Genomic DNA, 17,093 nt, shown 5'->3' with positions numbered 1-17,093 from the left:
TCGGGCTAAGGACCGAATGACGCACTGTCACCCGATCTTATGACTTGGATGGATCATCGTGAAAATTGATTGATCCTATGATGACAAGAGGCCAGGTCTATCACGAAAAGGCCGCCTCCAGGGCGGCCTTTTCTTCCAAGGCTTGTTTCGAGGGTGAAGGATTCAGCGGGCGGGTTCGACGCCGAGCACCCGGGCCAGATCCTGCTTGAGCAGGTAAAGCGACACGGACAGCAGCACGAGATCTTTCAGCAGGAAGGCCGTGTTGATCGTCATGGCCGGAAAGCCCCCGGCATCGCCCAGCCACGCGTCGGGAACAAACGGCATGACCGTCAGCGTGGCGATGAAGGTGGCCGTCGATCCCAGGGCGCCGATCACGCCGAGCTTCTTGTTCCAGAAGCCCAGCAGCAACAGCGTGCCGTAGGTCCACTCCGAGGTGCCGAGGAAGATGGACGTTCCCCGGATGCCGAGCGTCGGAATCGTCCAGGAGATGAGCGGGCCGTTCGTGATGATCGGCAGCAGCCCTTCGATCTCGGCGGTGAACCATTTGTCGTAGCCGAACCACGCGAAGATGATCACCATCGCCGCGCGCAGCAGGTGGTAGTCGATGTCGTTGCGGAGGAAACGGCTGCGGGCAAGGGCGTTGGCGATAGCGTTCATGGCTGGGTTCCTTGGATCAGGTTGGGCGCGTCACTGCACGGCCGGAAAGTCGACGTCGGTGTCGTTGATGCGGTTGAACGTGTTGGTGAACACGGTGAGCGCGATGGCGAACGCGATGGCGACCACCTGCTTGTCGCCGTATCCCGCGGCGCGGATCTCGGCGAGGGTCTCCGCCGGCACGGTGCCGCTTTCGCGCAGAGTGGCGAGCACGAAGCGGACGAGACTGTCGCGCTTGTCGTCACCCGTCGGCTGCAGGGTGCGAATGGCGCGGGTATCGTCGGCCGACAGGCCGGCCATCTTGCCGAGCATGTCGTGCGCGGCCACGCAGTAGTCGCACCCGGTCTGCGCACTCACCGCCAGCTTGATGGTTTCCAGATCCTTGCGGCCGAGCCCGGCAACGGCGAGGGCCCCTTCGGCGTCCAGGTAGGCGGAGAGTACGCCGGGCGAAAGATGGCCCAGGGCGGCGAAGAGGTTGGGGACCTGGCCGCCGGCGGCCTTGCGGACCTTGGCGTAGACCTCGGCGGTGGCGCCGGTGGCGGTATCGACGGCGGGAATGGCGATGCGGTTCATGGCGTGACTCCTTGCGTAGTGGGAATGACGCCAGTTTGCGGGCCCGGGGTGATCTCGACGAGTCCAGGAATTCTCAATAAGATGCTCAAAAGGATCATGAGGTGACTTCCATGGTGTCAAACGTCGATTGGCTGAGCCGCCTGCTCGCGATCGTTTCGGTCCGTGGCTGGCTGGAGATCCGCTGCGCCTACGGCGCGCCCTGGAACGTCACCTACACCGACTCGGCGGCGGGCGAGATGCCCTATCACGTGCTGCTGCGCGGCCACGCCGTGCTCGACGACCCGGTCACCCGGCAAACCACGCCCTTGCAGGCGGGCGACATCGTGCTGTTTCCTCACGGCTCCGCCCACGTGCTGCGCGACGTGAGTGGCGACGCGCCCGCGAGGACGCACGAGCGCCGCCTGCTCAACGAGCTGGTGCTCAGCGAAAACGATGGGCAAGGCGAGCGCTTCGACATGCTTTGCGGCCGCTTCGCCATCGACGCGCCGCATGATCGGTGGATGCGGCACTACCTGCCGTCCACGCTCGTGGTGCGCGCCGGTATGCACGGCACCTCGCCGGCGGCGGATCACCTGGCGGGCCTCGTGGACCTCATGCGCACCGAATCCGCCGACGAGCGCCTCGGCGGCTACGCCATGCTCAACGCGCTCTCGTCGGCGTTGTTCGCGCTGGTGCTTCGCGTGTCGGGTGAATCGGACGAGCCGCCACCGGGATTGCTGGCCCTGGCCGGTCACCCACGGCTGGCGCCGGCGATCGCGGCGATGCTCGCCGATCCGGCCCGCGCATGGACGCTGCCCGAATTGTCAGGGTTGTGCAGCATGTCGCGCGCGACGTTCATGCGGCATTTCCAGGATGGGCTGGGGCGTTCCTCCGCCGAATTCCTCCAGGACGTCCGCATGAGCCTGGCCGTCAACGAACTACGCCGTCCGGGCCTCGCGACGGAAGTCGTCGCCGACAGGGTCGGCTACCGTTCGGTGGCCGCGTTCCGTCGCGTGTTCACGCAGTGGATGGGCATGACGCCCGGGGAGTGGCGACGCTCGATCGGAGTGGGTGGCTCGCGGTAACCCTCATCGCGAGCCGTGTTCGCTATTCGTGCGCGCCGGTGACTTCGGAAGGTCTTACTGTCCGGCCGTGCCCGTATTCCAGATCGGCCCGTTGTCGTCGTAGATCACCATGTTGCCGTCGCCCTGCACGAAAAGCCGCGCGTTGGCGTGGCCGCCCGAATTGGACTGCCAGATCGTCGTGCCCAGCGAACTGTAGAGCACGAGGTTGCCGTCGTTCTCCAGGCGCAGCTCGCCCGCGCCCATGTCGTACGTCCACGGGATCCAGATCGAGGTGTTGGCCGCGTCGTACAGCACGAGGTTGCTGTCCCGCTGCAGGTCGAGATGATGGCCGCCGTCGCAGGAGACCACGCTCTGCCCCGGGGTGATGCCTTCGCCCGCGCCGAGGCTGCCGCAGCCGGCGGGCGTGGCGATCGCGGGCAGGCTCGGCGGCGTGAACAGGGCGAGGTTCACGGCGTTGGCGATGGCCTGGTGGCCGGCGTCGTTCGGGTGCAGGTGGTCGCCGGAGTCGTAGGCGGGCAGGTAGCGCGTGGGGTGCTGCGGGTCGTGTACGGCGAGGTCCTGGTCCACGACGCCGTCGCAGCCGCTGTCGGCGCCGCGAATGAAGGCGTTGACGGCGGCGCGCACGTTTTCGCCCGCGGTGGACCACGTCGACCAGCCCTCGTAAGGCGTGAGCGTGGAGCACAGGAACTTGAAGCCGCGCGCGTGGGCGCGGTCGATCAGCGCCGCTTCGGCGGCGATGAGCGCGTCGGCGGTCGGCAGGGGCGTGGCGCCGAGGTCGTTGATCGGATCGTCGGAGAAGATCACCCAGCGCGCGCCGGACTGATCGAGCGCGTCGTGGTCGAAGCGGTTCGGGGCGCTCACGCCCGCGCCGTCGGCGAGCAGGCGGTTGCCGGAAATGCCTTCGTCGATCACGCCCACGTTCTTGCCCGCGGCGGCCAGCCGCGCGGCGAGATCGTTGGGCCAGCGACGGTTGGCGTTGAACGACGAACCGTCGCCGTTGGTGATCGAGGCGCCCAGCGTCACGACGGCGCCCTGCGGATTCGGGCCCTGCACGTCCACGTTGGAGAGGAACACGTCGTTCTGGTCGGCGAAAGCGGGGATATCGCCCTGTCCGGCCACGTCGCCGTTGGCGAGGTAGAGCGTCTGGCCGCTGAAGTCGTGGCCGGTGATGCGGCCCGGGGTCGGCTGCGGCACGTAGAAGCTGACGGTGAGGTCGGACAGGGCCGGCACCGTCATGTCGATGCCGTCGCTGGTGGCTTCCTGGCCGGGCGCGAGGGTGATGGTCGCCTGGTTGCCGAACGTCACGACGTGATCGGTGTCGCTGCGGGAGGACGATCCGCCCGCGCTCTGCGCGATGTGCACGTCGCTCAGCGTGACGGGCTGGTCGCCATAGCGATTGGACACGCGGATGCGCGCCGACGTGCCGCCGATGCTCGTGTGAACGATATGGCGCACGGTGAGGCCGCCGAAGTCGCGCGTGCCGATGTCCTTGGCGGCGACGCCCCAGGTGCCGACCCATGGCGCGAGCGTGGAGGCGGCGTGGGCGCCGCCGGCGGCGAGAAGCGCCGTGCCGAGCAGGAGCGCGAGCGGGCGGTGGCGCAGGAACGTGCGTGTCATCGCGGCTATCCTTCGTGGGAGGGGCGGCCAGTGTTTCCGGTCGCCGGGTCGCGGTTTTGTACGAATCCGCCGCGACACGCCATTCTGCGGAGCAGGTCACATCACCCTTGTCCGGGAAAGATTTCATGCAAGACTGTGGCGCGCATGTTTCGTACAACGTCCGGCTTGCATGCCGTACCTCCAAAGGCCACCGATAGCCGCATGAGCGCCATCACCGATAACCGCCTCGCCGACCATCGCCCCCTGGGCCGCGGCGATGCCAAGACCCTGGTTCTTTCCGCCCTCGGCGGGGCCCTCGAGTTCTACGACTTCGTGATCTTCGCGTACTTCGCGAAGGTACTGGGCCACCTGTTCTTCCCGCCCGGCACCTCGGACTTCCTGGCCCAGTTGCAGGCCTTCGGCATTTTCGCGGTGGGTTACCTCGCGCGGCCGCTGGGCGGCGTCGTGATGGCGCACTTCGGCGATCGCGTCGGTCGCAAGCGGATGTTCACCCTGAGCGTGTTCCTCATGGCGGTGCCGACGCTGCTCATCGGCCTGCTGCCCACCTACGCGAGCATCGGCCTCATGGCGCCGGTGCTGCTCACCCTGCTGCGCGTGGTGCAGGGCATCGCCATCGGCGGCGAGATCCCGGGCGCCTGGGTGTTCGTGGCCGAGCACGTGCCGCCGCGTCGCGTCGGCCTGGCCTGCGCGAGCCTCACCTCCGGTCTCACGGCGGGCATCCTCATCGGTTCGCTGGTGGCCGCGGGCCTGAGCAGTCACCTCTCCGAGGCGCAGATGCTCGACCATGGCTGGCGCATCGCCTTCCTCGTCGGTGGCGTGTTCGGCTTCTTCGCCGTGTACCTGCGCCGCTGGTTGAGCGAAACGCCCGTGTTCGCCCGCATGCGGGAGCGTCGCGAGATCACCGCCGAACTGCCCGCGTGGGTGGTGGTGCGCGATCACCTGCCGGGCGTGCTGTTGTCGATGGTGGTCACCTGGGTACTCACGGCCGCCATCGTGGTGGTGATCCTCATGACGCCGACCCTGATGCAGACGACCTTCCACGTGGAGCAGTCGCGCGCCTTCACCGCCGGCAGCATCGCCGCGCTGGCGCTGTGCTTCGGCTGCTTCGGCGGCGGCTTGCTGGTGGATGCGGTGGGACGGGCCAAGGCCATGCTGGTCGGTTCCATCGGCCTGGCCGCGTCGACGTACGCGCTGTACCTCGACCTTCGCGACGGCGGCGGGCACCTGTTCGTCCTCTACGCGCTGGCCGGGTTCTTCTCGGGCGTGGCCGGCGTGGTGCCAGCCGTGCTGGTCACCACCTTCCCGCCGGCCATCCGTTTCTCCGGCATTTCGCTGTCGTACAACGTGGCCTACGCGATCTGCGGTGCGGCCACGCCCGTCGTGGTGGGCCTGCTCGCCAAGGGGCAGGGGAGCCTGGGCCCGGCGCATTACGTCGGGCTGGTATCGCTCGTGGGCGTCGCTTCGGGTTGTTACATGCTGGTGAGCCGCCGACCGGTTTACGACCGCTAATTCACCGGCGTTTCACCGGTGTGACGGCGGTGGGCCGGGGCCCCTCGCGGCGCGGTTGCGTCGGGTCCCGGGCTTGGGCATCCTTGCGCCGTCTTTCCCCACCCGCTCGCTCCAGACCCCATGACTGACGTCATCACCCTCGGCTGGCGCGAACGGCTCGCTCTGCCGTCGCTCGGCATCCCCGTCCTCAAGGCCAAGCTCGACACGGGCGCGCGCTCGTCGTCGCTGCACGTCGAGTGGCTGGAGGCGGACGAGCGCGACGACGGCACGTGGCTTCGCTTCCAGGTGCGCACCACGCGCAGGGGCGGCGTCTCCGAGCCGTGCGAGGCCCGGGCCACCGGTCGGCGAACGGTGACCGATTCGGGCGGTCACAGCACCGAGCGATGGTTCATCCAGGCCGACATCGAACTGGCCGGCCAGCGTTTCGTCGCCGAGGTGAACCTGACCGATCGCCGCCACATGCTCTTCCCCCTTCTGCTCGGCCGGACGGCGCTCCATGGGCGTTTCCAGGTCGATCCCTCGCTTTCCTACTCGCAGACGCCACGACGCGCCTCTCGGGAATCCACATGAAAATCGCCATCCTGTCGCGCAACGCAAGGCTGTACTCCACGCAGCGGCTGGTGGAGGCGGCGCGCCGGCGCAAGCACACCGTGCGCGTGCTCGATCCGCTGCGTTGCTACATGAGCATCGCGCCGCAGTCGTTCGCCATCCATTTCAAGGGCAAGCCGCTGGGGCCGGTGGATTGCGTGATCCCGCGCATCGGCGCCTCGAGCACCTTCTACGGCACCGCCGTGCTGCGCCAGCTCGAGCTGATGGGCGTCTACACGCCGAATCCCTCCGACGCGGTGCTGCGTGCCCGCGACAAGTTGCGTTGCCTGCAACTGCTCGCCGCTCGCGGTATCGACATGCCGCTGACCGCCTTCGGCGACAACCCGGACGACACCACCGACCTGCTCGCCATGCTCGGCGAGCCGCCGCACATCATCAAGCTCAACGAAGGCACCCAGGGCGCCGGCGTGGTGCTGGCCGAGAAGCGCTCGGCCTCCAAGAGCGTGATCGAGGCTTTCCGCGGCCTCTATGCCAACTTCCTCGTTCAGGAATTCATCCGCGAGGCCAACGGCAGCGACCTGCGCTGCTTCGTGGTGGGCGGCGAGGTGGTGGCTTCCATGCAGCGATCCTCGGCTCCCGGCGAGTTCCGCGCCAACCTGCACCGGGGCGGCACGGCCGAGGCGGTGGAGCTGTCGGCCGACGAGCGTCGCGTGGCCATCGAGGCGGCCTCGGCCCTGGGCCTGGAAGTGGCGGGCGTCGACCTGCTGCGCTCCGGTCGCGGTCCGCTGCTGCTTGAGGTGAACGCCTCCCCGGGGCTGGAAGGCATCGAAGCGAGCACCGGCGTGGACGTGGCGGGAGCCATCATCGCCCACTGCGAGCGCCGCCTGGCTGAACGCCCGGTTACGCCCAAGGCCCGCAAGGCCAAGTCTCCCAAGGGATTAACGGCGATTTAAACGCCGGTCCCCTATAAAGGACCCACTGTGATTCCGCTCAGCGGGGTGACGGTATCGGGGCAGTAGTTCTTTCGGCCCGGGCGGTCATCCCGCCCGGGCCTTTCTTTTGCTCCCTGTCCGGCTCACGCGTTCCCCGTTAAGCTTCGGGTCGCGATACTTGTTAAGACTCATAAGCGACCGCTCAACGGAGTGCCGAATGCGCGTTCTGGTCATCGAAGACAACAGCGACATCGCGACCAACATCGGGGATTACCTCGAGGATCGCGGTCACGTGGTCGATTTCGCCGGCGACGGGGTCACGGGCCTGCACCTGGCCGTGGTCCACGATTTCGACGTGATCGTGCTCGACCTCACCCTGCCGGGCATGGACGGCCTCGACGTGGCGAAGAAACTCCGCCACGAGGCCCACAAGCAGACCCCGGTGCTCATGCTCACCGCGCGCGACTCGCTCGACCACAAGCTCACCGGCTTCGAGTCCGGCGCCGACGACTACATGACCAAGCCCTTCGCGCTGCAGGAACTCGCCGCGCGCCTGGAAGTGCTGGCCCGTCGCGGCAAGGGCCCGCAGAGCCGCGTGCTCAAGGTCGGCGGCCTCACGTACAACCTCGACACCCTCACGGTCACCCGCGAGGGCAAGAGCATCCAGCTCAACCCCATCGGCCTGAAGCTGCTTCAGGCGCTCATGGAGGCGAGCCCGTCGGTCGTCACCCGGCAAGACCTCGAACAGCGCGTGTGGGGCGAAGAGCTGCCCGACTCCGATTCGCTGCGCGTGCATATCCATGGCCTGCGCGCCGCCATCGACAAGCCCTTCGACAAACCCCTGATCCATACGCGTCACGGTATCGGATACCGCATGGTCGACCCGGATGCGGTCCCGACGTAAGCTCCGTTTCCGCCTCGTCGTCACCTTCACGCTGTTCGGCATCGGGCTGAGCGCGCTTTTCGCCTATGCGGCCATCAACATCCGCTCGCGGGTCGAAGAGCAGCTGATCAACTCCGCCCTCCAGGACGAAGTCGACGCTCTCAACGAAAAGGTGCGCACGCATCCGCAGGAGGCGCCGCAGTTCGACATCCTGAAGGCGGCCACCTTCAGCGACCGCACGCTCTACCGGGCGCCGCTGGCGTGGCAGCCCCTCGACTCGGGCGTGCACGACATCTACGAGACCGACCGCGAGGGCAAAAGCCGCCATTACAAGGTGGCGGTGCGGCACGAGGGCGGCATCATCAGCTTCCTGCAGTTCGACGTGTCGCGCGACGAACTGGGCAAGCGGCAGTTGCTCACCAGCGTCATCGCGGCGGTGTTCCTTTTCGGTCTGTTTTCCATCGTGCTCGGCGTGTGGCTGTCCTCGCGGGTGCTGCGTCCGGTGACCGATCTCGCCCGGCGCCTGCGCGACTTCCGCCGCATGGGCAAGGCCGAACCGCTGGCCCCGCACTTCGCCGACGACGAGGTGGGCGAGCTGGCGGTGGCGCTCGACGAATACGCCATGCGGCTCACCTCGGTGGTGGAGCGCGACCGCGAGTTCAATTCCGACGTGAGCCACGAGCTGCGCACGCCGCTGGCGGTGATCGCCAGCACCACGGAGCTGTTGCAAGGCTCGCCCGACCTCACCGACAAGCTGCGCGAGCGCCTGAAGCGCATCGAGCGGGCGTCGCGCCAGGCCACGGAACTGATCGAGGCCTTGCTGCTGCTGTCGCGCGCGGAGCGTCGCGGCCCCACGCGTGGCGAAACCACCGACGTGGCCAAGGTCGCGTCCGACGTCATCGAGAGCCAGCGTCCGCAGATGGGCGGCAAACCGATCGAGATCGAACTGATCTCCGATGGCACCGTCACGGTCAATGCCCCTGCTTCGGTGCTTTCCGTGGCGCTCACCAACCTCATCGGCAACGCCATCAAGTACACGATGGAAGGCAAGGTCACGGTACGCGTGCTCGATGGCCGCGTGGACGTGCTCGACACCGGCCCCGGCATCAAGCCGGAAGATGCCGAGAAGCTGTTCCAGCGCGGCATCCGTGGCGAAAGCGCCACGGGCGGCGGCGCGGGCCTGGGCCTGGCCATCGTGCGGCGCCTGTGCGAGCTGTACGACTGGGACGTGTCGCTGCGGCCGCGTCCGGAGATGGCCGGCGCCATTTCCACCATCGATTTCCGCTAGGCCATTCGCCGATACGTTCGGCTCCCACCCCTTCGGTAGCCGGCTTTCGGCCGAAGGGGGTGGGAGCCGATCGTATCGGCGAAACCAGGTCGCGACGGCATGCATGTCATCGCGATGCGTGGGTACGTCCACGCGCCTGTCATCTCCACTGTCATGAAGCTTTCATTTGGACGGCCGACCATGCGGCGTTTCCGGAACGCGTGATGGGTGGACTCAGGGGAGGCCCGCCGCCATGCGTTCATGAACGTAAGGACGCCTTTCCGTGTTCAAGCCCACCGTTCTGGCCATCGCCCTCGGCATGGCCCTCGCGCCGTCCGCCCACGCGACCGATACCGACACCCATCCCGCCGATACCGCCGCCGCCAAGCGCGACAAGGCCCAGGATCTCGATGCCGTCTCGGTGATCGGCACCGGCGAGACCCGCCAGGTGCAGCGCCTGCGCACCACCGACCAGAAGGTGCTCCCGCCGGGTACCAGCCTGCAGAAGGTGCTCAACCTGCTGCCGGGCGTGAACGCGCAGTCCGTGGATGCCCTGGGCACCAACGAGCAGTCGATGACGCTGAGCCTTCGCGGCTTCAGCGGCACGCGCCTGGGTTACACGCTGGACGGCATGCCGCTCGGCGACAGCGCCTACAACAACTACAACGGCCTCTCGATCAACCGCGCCCTGATCTCCGAGAACTTCGGCGGCGCCGAGCTCTCCGAGGGCATCGGCAACCTCGGCACGCCGTCCACGAGCAACCTCGGCGGCACCGTCGCCTACACGTCCAACGATCCGTTGAAGACGATGGGCGGGCGGGTAACGCAGACCGTGGGCAGCGACGACAACCGCCGCACCTATGCCCGCTTCGACACCGGTACGTACAACGGCTTCTCGATGTACCTCTCGGGCGCGCGCACCACGTCGGGCCTGTTCAACGACCAGCAGGCCTATGGCAAGTCGACCACGAAGCAGTTCAACGGCAAGGCCGTCTGGGATGCCGACTGGGCGCGCATCACCGCGTTCGCCGATACCTCGCGCACCTCGCAGGCCGACTATTTCTACCTGTCGAAGGACGAGCTCCGTCGCGGCCTGGGCTGGGACTGGGGCGGTTACGCGCCGGATTGGAACAAGGCGCTGTCGCGCGCCTACTGCAATACGGGCACCTTCAACGCGAAGCTCTGCGACAAGAGCGGTCCCGACCAGGACGCCGATGGCGCGTTCACCGCGGGGCAGATCCTGCGTAGCGACGATCTGTACTACCTCGCCGGCGATTTCTTTCCCAGTGACACCGTGACGATCCACGCGCAGGTCTACCATCACGAAGACGCGGGCGAGGGCCACAACTGGAACAGCGGTACGTACTCGTACCCGGGCACGCCGCAGCAACTGCCGCTCATCTTCCGCAACACGCTCTACACCATCAACCGCACGGGTGCGCTGTTGTCGGCCGGTTGGGACATCGACAACCAGCATATCGAAGGCGGCCTCTGGTACGAGCACAACATCTCCAGCGCCTCGCGGTACAGCAGCTACGTGACCGGCCCGCGCGACCTCAGCGGTCCCATCGACACGCAGCCGGACCTCGGTGTGTTCGACCAGCGCACGGTATGGAACACGCGCCAGGCCTATGTGCAGGACACGATTCGTTTCCTCGACGATCGCCTCACCGTGGACGTGGGCGTGAAGAGCCCGCACGTCACGTCGCAGGCCCAGGCGCTGCCCGGCGATGCCGTGAAGCCGATTCCCGCCAACTCGAACAACCAGTTCGCCAGCGGCAAGCTCAGCGCCAGCAAGGCGCTGCTGCCGCAGTTCGGCGTGCGCTACCGGATCGACGACGCGCAGGAAGTGTTCACCAGCTTCGCCAAGAACATCGCCATGTTTCAGGGTGGCTTCAAGCTCGGACCTCAGGCCGTCAGCCAGGCGATCTGGGATTCGCAGGCCTCGCTCAAACCGGAGAAGTCGCGCAGCCTCGAAGCCGGTTACCGTATCGAGACCGGCGACATCGCCGCGTCGGCGGCCGTCTATAACGTGCGCTTCGACAATCGACTGCTCCAGTACAACCCTTGCGATTCGCGCCAGCCCGTGGGCCCGACCTGCGGCAATCGCTTCTACAACGTGGGCGGTGTCAATAGCCACGGCGTGGAGCTCACCTTCGTGTGGACGCCGATCGAGAGCATCCGCTGGTACAACTCGGCTTCGTACAACCGCTCCACCTACGCCAGCGACTACGTGCAGGCCGGCGTGGTGCAGCACACCAAGGGCAAGATCCAGACCGATACGCCGACGAAGCTCTTCTCGACGCAGATCGACTGGACCCAGGGCGCATGGTTCGCTTCGCTGCGCGGCAAGTACACCGGCAAGCGTTTCTACACCTACACCAACGACCAGGGGTTCGGCGGCTTCACGACGTGGGATCTCTCGGCGGGTTACGACTTCGGCGCATTCTCGGTGGCGAAGGACGTCCGCCTCACGTTCAACGTGACCAACCTCGGCGACAAGCGCTACGCCAGCAACTTCGACTCCAGCGCGTTCGTCCCTAGCGATCCGAAGGGCACGGCCTATGCATTCCATGCGTCGGCGCCGCGCCAGTACTTCGCGAACCTGGACGTGCGCTTCTGATGCGCGTGCACCTCGTGGGACTGATCGCCACGTGCCTGATCGGAAGCGTCGCGGCGGAGTCCCTCGAGGTGCGCAAGCCGGACATCGCCACCGCGCCGTTGCCGCGGAGCATCGAGGACGGTGGCGTGACCTACGTCGACCAAGGCCTTGTGGCCGCCGGCTCGCTGCCGGCGGGGACGGTGGACTTCCTGGGCGACACGTTGGGCTCGTTCTCGTCGTTGCAGATCGAGCCGGGGACGTGGAGGCGAGAGGGCGATACGTATACGGGTGTGTTGTGGACGTTGCCCGATCGTGGGCGAAACGATCCGGAGCATGGTCTTTTCTACGACTATCGCGGACGGATGCATCGCTTTCGTATCACCGTGGCGCTTCCGCGATCGGGATTCGCCGACGCGGTCGGCTCCCACCCCTCCGGTAGCAAGGCTGCCAGGGACGCGAAGGCGTCGCTACCGAAGGGGTGGGAGCCGATCGTATCGGCGAACCCGGCACGCAGCGTCGGGACGGTGACGATCATGCCGTACGGCGGAAAAACACTCAAAGACTTCAACGGCAAGGCCTTCACCGGCGCCGAACCCGCCAAGGGCATCCTCACCGAACACGGCATCGTTCTTCCGGCCCCGGCCAAGGGCATCGGTGCCGGCAAGATTTCCCTCGACGCCGAATCCCTCCAGTTCACCCGCGATGGCGGTTTCTACGTCGGCGACGAATACGCCGCCAACGTCTACCGCTTCGATCGCTCCGGCAAACTCACCGGCATCATCGTGCCGCCGAAAGCCATCCGTCCGCTCGACAAGGACGGCAAGCCCGACTTCACCTCCCTGAAACCACCCGCCACCGGCCGCCGCAACAACCAGGGCGTGGAAGGCATGGCCCTCTCGCCCGACGGCACGCGCCTCTTCGTGGCGTTGCAGAGCGCGCTCGTGCAGGACAGCCTGCCCGGCGACGCGTCGGGCCGCACGCTGACCCGCGTGCTCGTCTACGACGTGAGCCACGACGACACGCCCTCGACGCCGATCGGCCATTACGTGGTCGAGCTGCCTTCCTACACCGCGAGCGGCGATGGCGGCACACCGGACAAGACAGCCGCCCAGAGCGAAATCCGCGTACTCGACGACCATCGTTTCCTCATGCTGGCGCGCGACGGCGCCGGCTGGGGTGCGGAAGGTGGCAAGCCCATCGTATTCAAGCAGGTGATGCTGGTGGACATCGACGGCGCCACCAACCTGGCCGGCACGCCTTACGAGACCGATACCCGTTCCGTGCTCGAGGGAAAGCACCTGCGGGACGACATCCATGCCGCATCGTCGAAGCCCTTCGTCAACCTGCTCGACCCCGACGATCTGGCCCGCGCGGGACTCGGCCTGACGGTGGGCGAGGGCAGGGCGCAGATTTCCGAGAAATGGGAGGCGATGGACCTCGTGCCCGCCCTCGACGCCGCGCACCCGGACGACGTCTTCCTGCTGGTCGGCAACGACAACGACTTCATCGCAAAGCATTGCGTCATGGATGGACAGCGCTGCGATTCACCGATCGACAACGACAACCGCGTACTCGTCTACCGGCTCACCCTGCCGGGATTCCGTTCCACCACCGCTCCCAACCACTGAAGGTGCCAAGCGCATGATGAAACGTACGTTGCTTTCGCTGCTCACCGCGTCGCTGCTGCTCGGCGCCGCGACCGCCCAGGCCAACTCGCCGGCCTATGTCGACAGCAAGGAATACAAGGCCCTGCTCGATCCCTCGCGCTTCGCGAGCAACCCCTCGTCGGCCGCCGCCACGCTGCTGCACGACCTCGGTACGCGGCTCACGGCGCTGAAGTTCGACAAGACGCTGACCGGCAACTTCAGCGCGGGCGATCGCGACACGCTCACCTATATCGACACGCCGCACACTTGCCAGCTGATGGCACGCGGCTATTCGGTGCGCACGCGCGCCGGCGACCACAACGACATCCAGTTCAAGTTCCGCCATCCCGACGAAGAGCTCTCGTACTGGACTGACGTCACCGGCGCGGGCAAGAACCAGAAAACCAAGCTCGAAACCGACGTGACCCCGGGCAACCTCGTGCTGGCGCATTCGACCAGCCAGGACGCGACGACCACGCCGGCCACCGTGGCCGACCTCATCAAGCAGTTCCCCGGCGCGTCGACGCTGTCGGATATCTCCAGCGCCTCGCTGTCGAAGGTGGCGGGCGTCACCGTGACGCAGCAGGAATACGACGGTCCCGAGTCCGATATCGGCCAGTCGGTGGCGGAGTTCACGCTCACCCTGTGGTACGTCGACGGCGCCACCACGCCGGCGCTCGCCGAGCTGTCGTTCCGTGTCGAAGCCGACGACGACAAGTACTTCACCACGCCGGTGCTGCAACGCTCGCAGGTGCTCAACCAGGCCCTGGGTTCCATCGGCAACGGCTGGAACCTGGCCAACGACGGCGGCAAGACGAGCTGGCTGTACGCGTACCGTTCGTCGAGCTATCCGAACGGGTTCTGCCAGTAAGGGTATCGCTTCGTAGGTTCGCGGATACGATCCGCTCCCACCCCTTCGGTAGCTACGCGGCTACCGAAGGGGTGGGAGCCGACCGTGTCGGCGAAGGGCGTGCTCAGACCGGCTCGAGCCAGCCCCAGCGATCCACCGTCTTGCCGGTGAACAACCCGAAGAACAGCTCCTGCAGACGACGCGTCACCGGACCCGCCTTGCCGGTGCCGATGGTCTTGCCGTCCACCGAGCGGATCGGGGTGACCTCGGCAGCCGTGCCGCACATGAGGATTTCGTCGGCGAGGTAGAGGTATTCGCGCGGCAGGTCGCGCTCGATCACTTCGATGCCTTCTTCGCGGGCCAGCGTGATGAGCGTGTGGCGCGTGATGCCGGTGAGGATCGAGGCACTGGCCGGCGTGGTGTGCAGGGCGCCGTCGAACACGAGGAACAGGTTCTCGCCCGCGCCTTCGCTCAACAGGCCCGTGGAAGCCAGCGCGATGCCTTCGCCGAAGCCGAGGCGGCGCGCCTCGCGGGCGATGAGCTGGCCCGAGAGATAATTGCCGCCGGCCTTGGCGCCGGCCGGGATGGTGTTGGGGGCGAAACGCTGCCAGCTCGACACGCAGGCGTCGATGCCGTTTTCCAGCGCCTCGGGGCCGAGATAGGGGCCCATGTGCCACGCGGCCACGGCCGTGCTGATGGGGCACTCGGCCGAGAGGCCGAAACCGCCGAGGTCGCGGAACGACACCGGGCGCAGGTAGGCGGCCTTTAGGCCGTTCTTCTTCACCACCTCACGGCAGGCCTCGGCCAGCTCGTCGATGGAGTAGCCGATGTCCATGTCGTAGATCTTCGCCGACAGGTACAGGCGCTTGAGGTGGTCGGTGAGGCGGAAGATCGCCGCGCCGTCAGGCGTCTCATAGCTGCGGATGCCCTCGAAGACCGAGGAGCCGTAATGCAGGGCGTGCGCCATCACGTGGACGGTGGCATCGCGCCAGTGCTTGATCTGGCCGTTCTGCCAGATCCATTCGGGGTAGTTCTGCGACATGGGGGAGGGCTCCACAAAAGACCGCCCATGATAACGGTTGCCCCGACCCGTCACATGGCGCGACGCGTCAGAACGGGGCCGGATGGAGGCGGCGGGCGGTCAGGCCGGAGGCCGCAGCCAGAGGCAGCCCGATTCGCGGGTGACACCGAAATGGGCCTGTTGCGTCTGGCCGGTGCGGCCGGTGACCACCTCGAGGCCCGCGCTTTCGTCGCCTTGCAGCGAAAGCAGGGGCTGCTTCACCAGGGCGCCGAGGCGCTGGATGCTGTCCACGGCGCCGTTGCTGCCGTAGCCGCTCCACAGCACGAGCGCGCCCACGCGGTTGGCGTCGTGCGTGGCGAAGGCGCGCGCCAGGCCCTCACGCAGCTCGCCGAGGTCTTTGGCGCAGAGCATGCCGGTGGTGGGCGCACCGGGTGCCGCCGTGGTCGACGTCGGCGGCGGCGCGATGGAGGTGGCTCCGACGGCCGAGCAGGGCTGGTCGCTGTAGACCGGGCTGCCGTCCGTGCCGACACATCGGTGGATGACGTTCTGGGCCAGGGCGGGGAGCGGCGCGAGAAGCAGGAGGAAGAGAATGGCGCGTTTCAAGCGGTGGCACGGAAGCTAAGGGAGCGAAGCGCCATCATCCGGGTAAATCCGCGTTCGCGAGGTGATGGCGCGCACAGTCAGGAGGCGAGGCGCTCCAGCACCGAGATCGTCGCCCGGGCGCGGTTGATCGTATAGAAGTGCAGGCCGGGGGCGCCGCCGTCGAGCAGGCGGCGGCAAAGCTCGGCCACCACGTCGGCGCCGAGTTCGCGGATGGAGGCCGCGTCGTCGCCGTGGGCCTGCATGCGCTTGACGATCCAGCGGGGGATTTCGGCGCCGCACTGGTCGGAGAAGCGGCGCAACTGGCTGAAGTTGGCGATCGGCATGATGCCCGGCACGATCGGCAGGTCCACGCCGAGCCTGGTCACGTCGTCGACGAAGCGGAAATAGGCGTCGGGATTGAAGAAGTACTGGGTGATGGCGCCGTTGGCGCCCGCGTCGCACTTGGCCTTGAAGTGGCGCAGGTCGGCGAGCGCGTTCTCCGCCTGGGGATGGGTTTCCGGGTAGGCGGCCACTTCGATGTGGAAGTGGTCGCCGCTGTGCTCGCGGATGTAGGCCACCAGCTCCGCCGCGTAGCGGAAGTCGCCCGGCGTGGCCATGCCCGAGGGCAGGTCGCCGCGCAGCGCCACGATGCGGCGGCAGCCGCGCTCGCGGTATTCGTCGAGCAGGGCCCGGATCTCGGCCTTGGTGCCGCCCATGCAGGAGAGATGGGGCGCCACCGACAGCCCGTGCTCGTTGCGCAGCCGCTTCACCGTCTCGCCCGTGTAGCTCAGCGTGGAGCCGCCCGCGCCGAAGGTGACCGAGACGTAGTCCGGCGCATGGGCCTTGAGCCGCTCGGCGGCCTTGTCGAGCTGGTCGCGCTGTTCGTCGGTCTTGGGCGGGAAGAACTCGAAGCTGATGGCGGGCATGCGGTCATCTCGGCGTGGTTGGACAAAGTATATATCTTTCCATCCAGATGGAAAGATGGCTAATCCTCACCGTCATTCCTGCGCACGCAGGAATCCAGCGCCTCGGTTATCGGTTATCGCGTCGCCCTGGCATCGGTTCATTCGCTACCGCGAATGCGTGTACCCACGCGCCTTCGGCGCGAAGAGCGGTGCGGACCGAGGCACTCGCCCCGACCGCGCGCCCTGTCGGCCGCACGTCGCCCGTCCCCTTTGGGGCACGGACCTCTACGCGGGATTCTTCGACTCGACATCCTGTCTCGGCGAAGAACGCCGGTCATCCTGACCGTCGCCCCTGCGGGGTATCTTCCGCTCCGAGGTCCTCGGGCGCCTAACGCGGCCGACAGGGCGCGCGGCCGGGGCTCTTTCGGCGGTGCGGTGT

Annotated in this window: 15 protein-coding genes; 9 read left to right on the top strand and 6 right to left on the bottom strand. The window is 67.1% G+C overall.

Translation table 11 applies throughout. The features are described from left to right. Positions 1 to 162: 162 nt before the first annotated feature. Together JNG39_RS20195 and JNG39_RS20190 are read right to left on the bottom strand one after the other, a co-directional pair. Complete coding sequence (locus JNG39_RS20195; protein ID WP_368313757.1) at positions 163 to 657, bottom strand: YkgB family protein; 495 nt, start codon at positions 655 to 657, stop codon at positions 163 to 165. 30 nt (positions 658 to 687) lie between these two features. After that, entirely contained in the window at positions 688 to 1,227 is a 540-nt protein-coding gene (locus JNG39_RS20190; RefSeq protein ID WP_368313756.1) for a carboxymuconolactone decarboxylase family protein, read from the bottom strand. A gap of 110 nt (positions 1,228 to 1,337) precedes the next feature. Between JNG39_RS20190 and JNG39_RS20185 the strand changes: the two genes are divergently transcribed. Continuing rightward, positions 1,338 to 2,291, top strand: a complete 954-nt coding sequence (locus tag JNG39_RS20185) for a cupin domain-containing protein (protein WP_368313755.1) — start codon at positions 1,338 to 1,340, stop codon at positions 2,289 to 2,291. 54 nt (positions 2,292 to 2,345) lie between these two features. On the opposite strand, the gene JNG39_RS20180 is transcribed toward JNG39_RS20185, so the two are convergent. Then, positions 2,346 to 3,908, bottom strand: a complete 1,563-nt coding sequence (locus JNG39_RS20180) for an SGNH/GDSL hydrolase family protein (RefSeq protein WP_368313754.1) — start codon at positions 3,906 to 3,908, stop codon at positions 2,346 to 2,348. A gap of 201 nt (positions 3,909 to 4,109) precedes the next feature. On the opposite strand from JNG39_RS20180, the gene JNG39_RS20175 reads away from it, so the two are divergent. From JNG39_RS20175 to JNG39_RS20140, 8 genes are all read left to right on the top strand, one after another. Beyond that, complete coding sequence (locus tag JNG39_RS20175; protein ID WP_368313753.1) at positions 4,110 to 5,417, top strand: MFS transporter; 1,308 nt, start codon at positions 4,110 to 4,112, stop codon at positions 5,415 to 5,417. A 120-nt stretch (positions 5,418 to 5,537) separates the two neighbouring features. Beyond that, positions 5,538 to 5,987 carry an ATP-dependent zinc protease gene (locus tag JNG39_RS20170; protein ID WP_368313752.1) on the top strand — a complete coding sequence of 150 codons (450 nt, stop codon included), beginning with the start codon at positions 5,538 to 5,540 and terminating at the stop codon, positions 5,985 to 5,987. Beyond that, positions 5,984 to 6,919: a 30S ribosomal protein S6--L-glutamate ligase gene (gene rimK, locus JNG39_RS20165; protein WP_368313751.1), complete on the top strand. Its 936-nt coding sequence runs from the start codon at positions 5,984 to 5,986 to the stop codon at positions 6,917 to 6,919. Before JNG39_RS20170 ends, rimK begins: the two co-directional genes overlap by 4 nt. Before the next feature lie 196 nt (positions 6,920 to 7,115). After that, a complete protein-coding gene (locus JNG39_RS20160; protein WP_144917062.1) occupies positions 7,116 to 7,802 on the top strand; it encodes a response regulator transcription factor in 687 nt (228 codons plus the stop codon). Further along, the gene (locus JNG39_RS20155; RefSeq protein ID WP_368313750.1) at positions 7,786 to 9,069 is read left to right on the top strand and encodes a sensor histidine kinase; all 1,284 of its coding nucleotides are present in this window, start codon (positions 7,786 to 7,788) and stop codon (positions 9,067 to 9,069) included. The genes JNG39_RS20160 and JNG39_RS20155 overlap by 17 nt, the downstream gene beginning before the upstream one ends. A gap of 298 nt (positions 9,070 to 9,367) precedes the next feature. After that, positions 9,368 to 11,671 (top strand): TonB-dependent receptor, encoded by a 2,304-nt coding sequence (locus tag JNG39_RS20150; protein WP_368313853.1) that lies wholly within the window; start codon positions 9,368 to 9,370, stop codon positions 11,669 to 11,671. Further along, positions 11,671 to 13,278, top strand: a complete 1,608-nt coding sequence (locus tag JNG39_RS20145; protein WP_368313749.1) for an esterase-like activity of phytase family protein — start codon at positions 11,671 to 11,673, stop codon at positions 13,276 to 13,278. Before JNG39_RS20150 ends, JNG39_RS20145 begins: the two co-directional genes overlap by 1 nt. A gap of 13 nt (positions 13,279 to 13,291) precedes the next feature. Continuing rightward, entirely contained in the window at positions 13,292 to 14,167 is an 876-nt protein-coding gene (locus JNG39_RS20140; RefSeq protein WP_368313748.1) for a hypothetical protein, read from the top strand. A gap of 103 nt (positions 14,168 to 14,270) precedes the next feature. On the opposite strand, the gene JNG39_RS20135 is transcribed toward JNG39_RS20140, so the two are convergent. The 3 genes from JNG39_RS20135 to metF form a co-directional block, all read right to left on the bottom strand. Continuing rightward, entirely contained in the window at positions 14,271 to 15,188 is a 918-nt protein-coding gene (locus JNG39_RS20135; RefSeq protein WP_368313747.1) for a branched-chain amino acid transaminase, read from the bottom strand. A gap of 99 nt (positions 15,189 to 15,287) precedes the next feature. Beyond that, positions 15,288 to 15,770, bottom strand: coding sequence for a DUF4124 domain-containing protein (locus JNG39_RS20130; protein WP_368313746.1), 483 nt, complete (start codon positions 15,768 to 15,770; stop codon positions 15,288 to 15,290). A gap of 77 nt (positions 15,771 to 15,847) precedes the next feature. Then, on the bottom strand, positions 15,848 to 16,675 hold the full coding sequence (gene metF, locus JNG39_RS20125; RefSeq protein ID WP_368313745.1) for a methylenetetrahydrofolate reductase [NAD(P)H]: 828 nt from the start codon (positions 16,673 to 16,675) through the stop codon (positions 15,848 to 15,850). Between the last annotated feature and the right edge of the window lie 418 nt (positions 16,676 to 17,093).

Source organism: Luteibacter sp. CQ10 (genome assembly GCF_040900725.1).
Lineage (GTDB): Bacteria > Pseudomonadota > Gammaproteobacteria > Xanthomonadales > Rhodanobacteraceae > Luteibacter.
The sequence above is the reverse complement of the archived record's forward strand: the minus strand, read 5'-3'. Positions and strand labels throughout refer to the sequence as shown.

Bases quoted from the DNA above. Each gene is read 5' to 3' on its own strand.
- JNG39_RS20195 (WP_368313757.1), bottom strand. From the start codon at position 657: ATGAACGCTATCGCCAACGCCCTTGCCCGCAGCCGTTTCCTCCGCAAC.
- JNG39_RS20190 (WP_368313756.1), bottom strand. From the start codon at position 1,227: ATGAACCGCATCGCCATTCCCGCCGTCGATACCGCCACCGGCGCCACC.
- JNG39_RS20185 (WP_368313755.1), top strand. From the start codon at position 1,338: ATGGTGTCAAACGTCGATTGGCTGAGCCGCCTGCTCGCGATCGTTTCG.
- JNG39_RS20180 (WP_368313754.1), bottom strand. From the start codon at position 3,908: ATGACACGCACGTTCCTGCGCCACCGCCCGCTCGCGCTCCTGCTCGGC.
- JNG39_RS20175 (WP_368313753.1), top strand. From the start codon at position 4,110: ATGAGCGCCATCACCGATAACCGCCTCGCCGACCATCGCCCCCTGGGC.
- JNG39_RS20170 (WP_368313752.1), top strand. From the start codon at position 5,538: ATGACTGACGTCATCACCCTCGGCTGGCGCGAACGGCTCGCTCTGCCG.
- rimK (WP_368313751.1), top strand. From the start codon at position 5,984: ATGAAAATCGCCATCCTGTCGCGCAACGCAAGGCTGTACTCCACGCAG.
- JNG39_RS20160 (WP_144917062.1), top strand. From the start codon at position 7,116: ATGCGCGTTCTGGTCATCGAAGACAACAGCGACATCGCGACCAACATC.
- JNG39_RS20155 (WP_368313750.1), top strand. From the start codon at position 7,786: ATGCGGTCCCGACGTAAGCTCCGTTTCCGCCTCGTCGTCACCTTCACG.
- JNG39_RS20150 (WP_368313853.1), top strand. From the start codon at position 9,368: ATGGCCCTCGCGCCGTCCGCCCACGCGACCGATACCGACACCCATCCC.
- JNG39_RS20145 (WP_368313749.1), top strand. From the start codon at position 11,671: ATGCGCGTGCACCTCGTGGGACTGATCGCCACGTGCCTGATCGGAAGC.
- JNG39_RS20140 (WP_368313748.1), top strand. From the start codon at position 13,292: ATGATGAAACGTACGTTGCTTTCGCTGCTCACCGCGTCGCTGCTGCTC.
- JNG39_RS20135 (WP_368313747.1), bottom strand. From the start codon at position 15,188: ATGTCGCAGAACTACCCCGAATGGATCTGGCAGAACGGCCAGATCAAG.
- metF (WP_368313745.1), bottom strand. From the start codon at position 16,675: ATGCCCGCCATCAGCTTCGAGTTCTTCCCGCCCAAGACCGACGAACAG.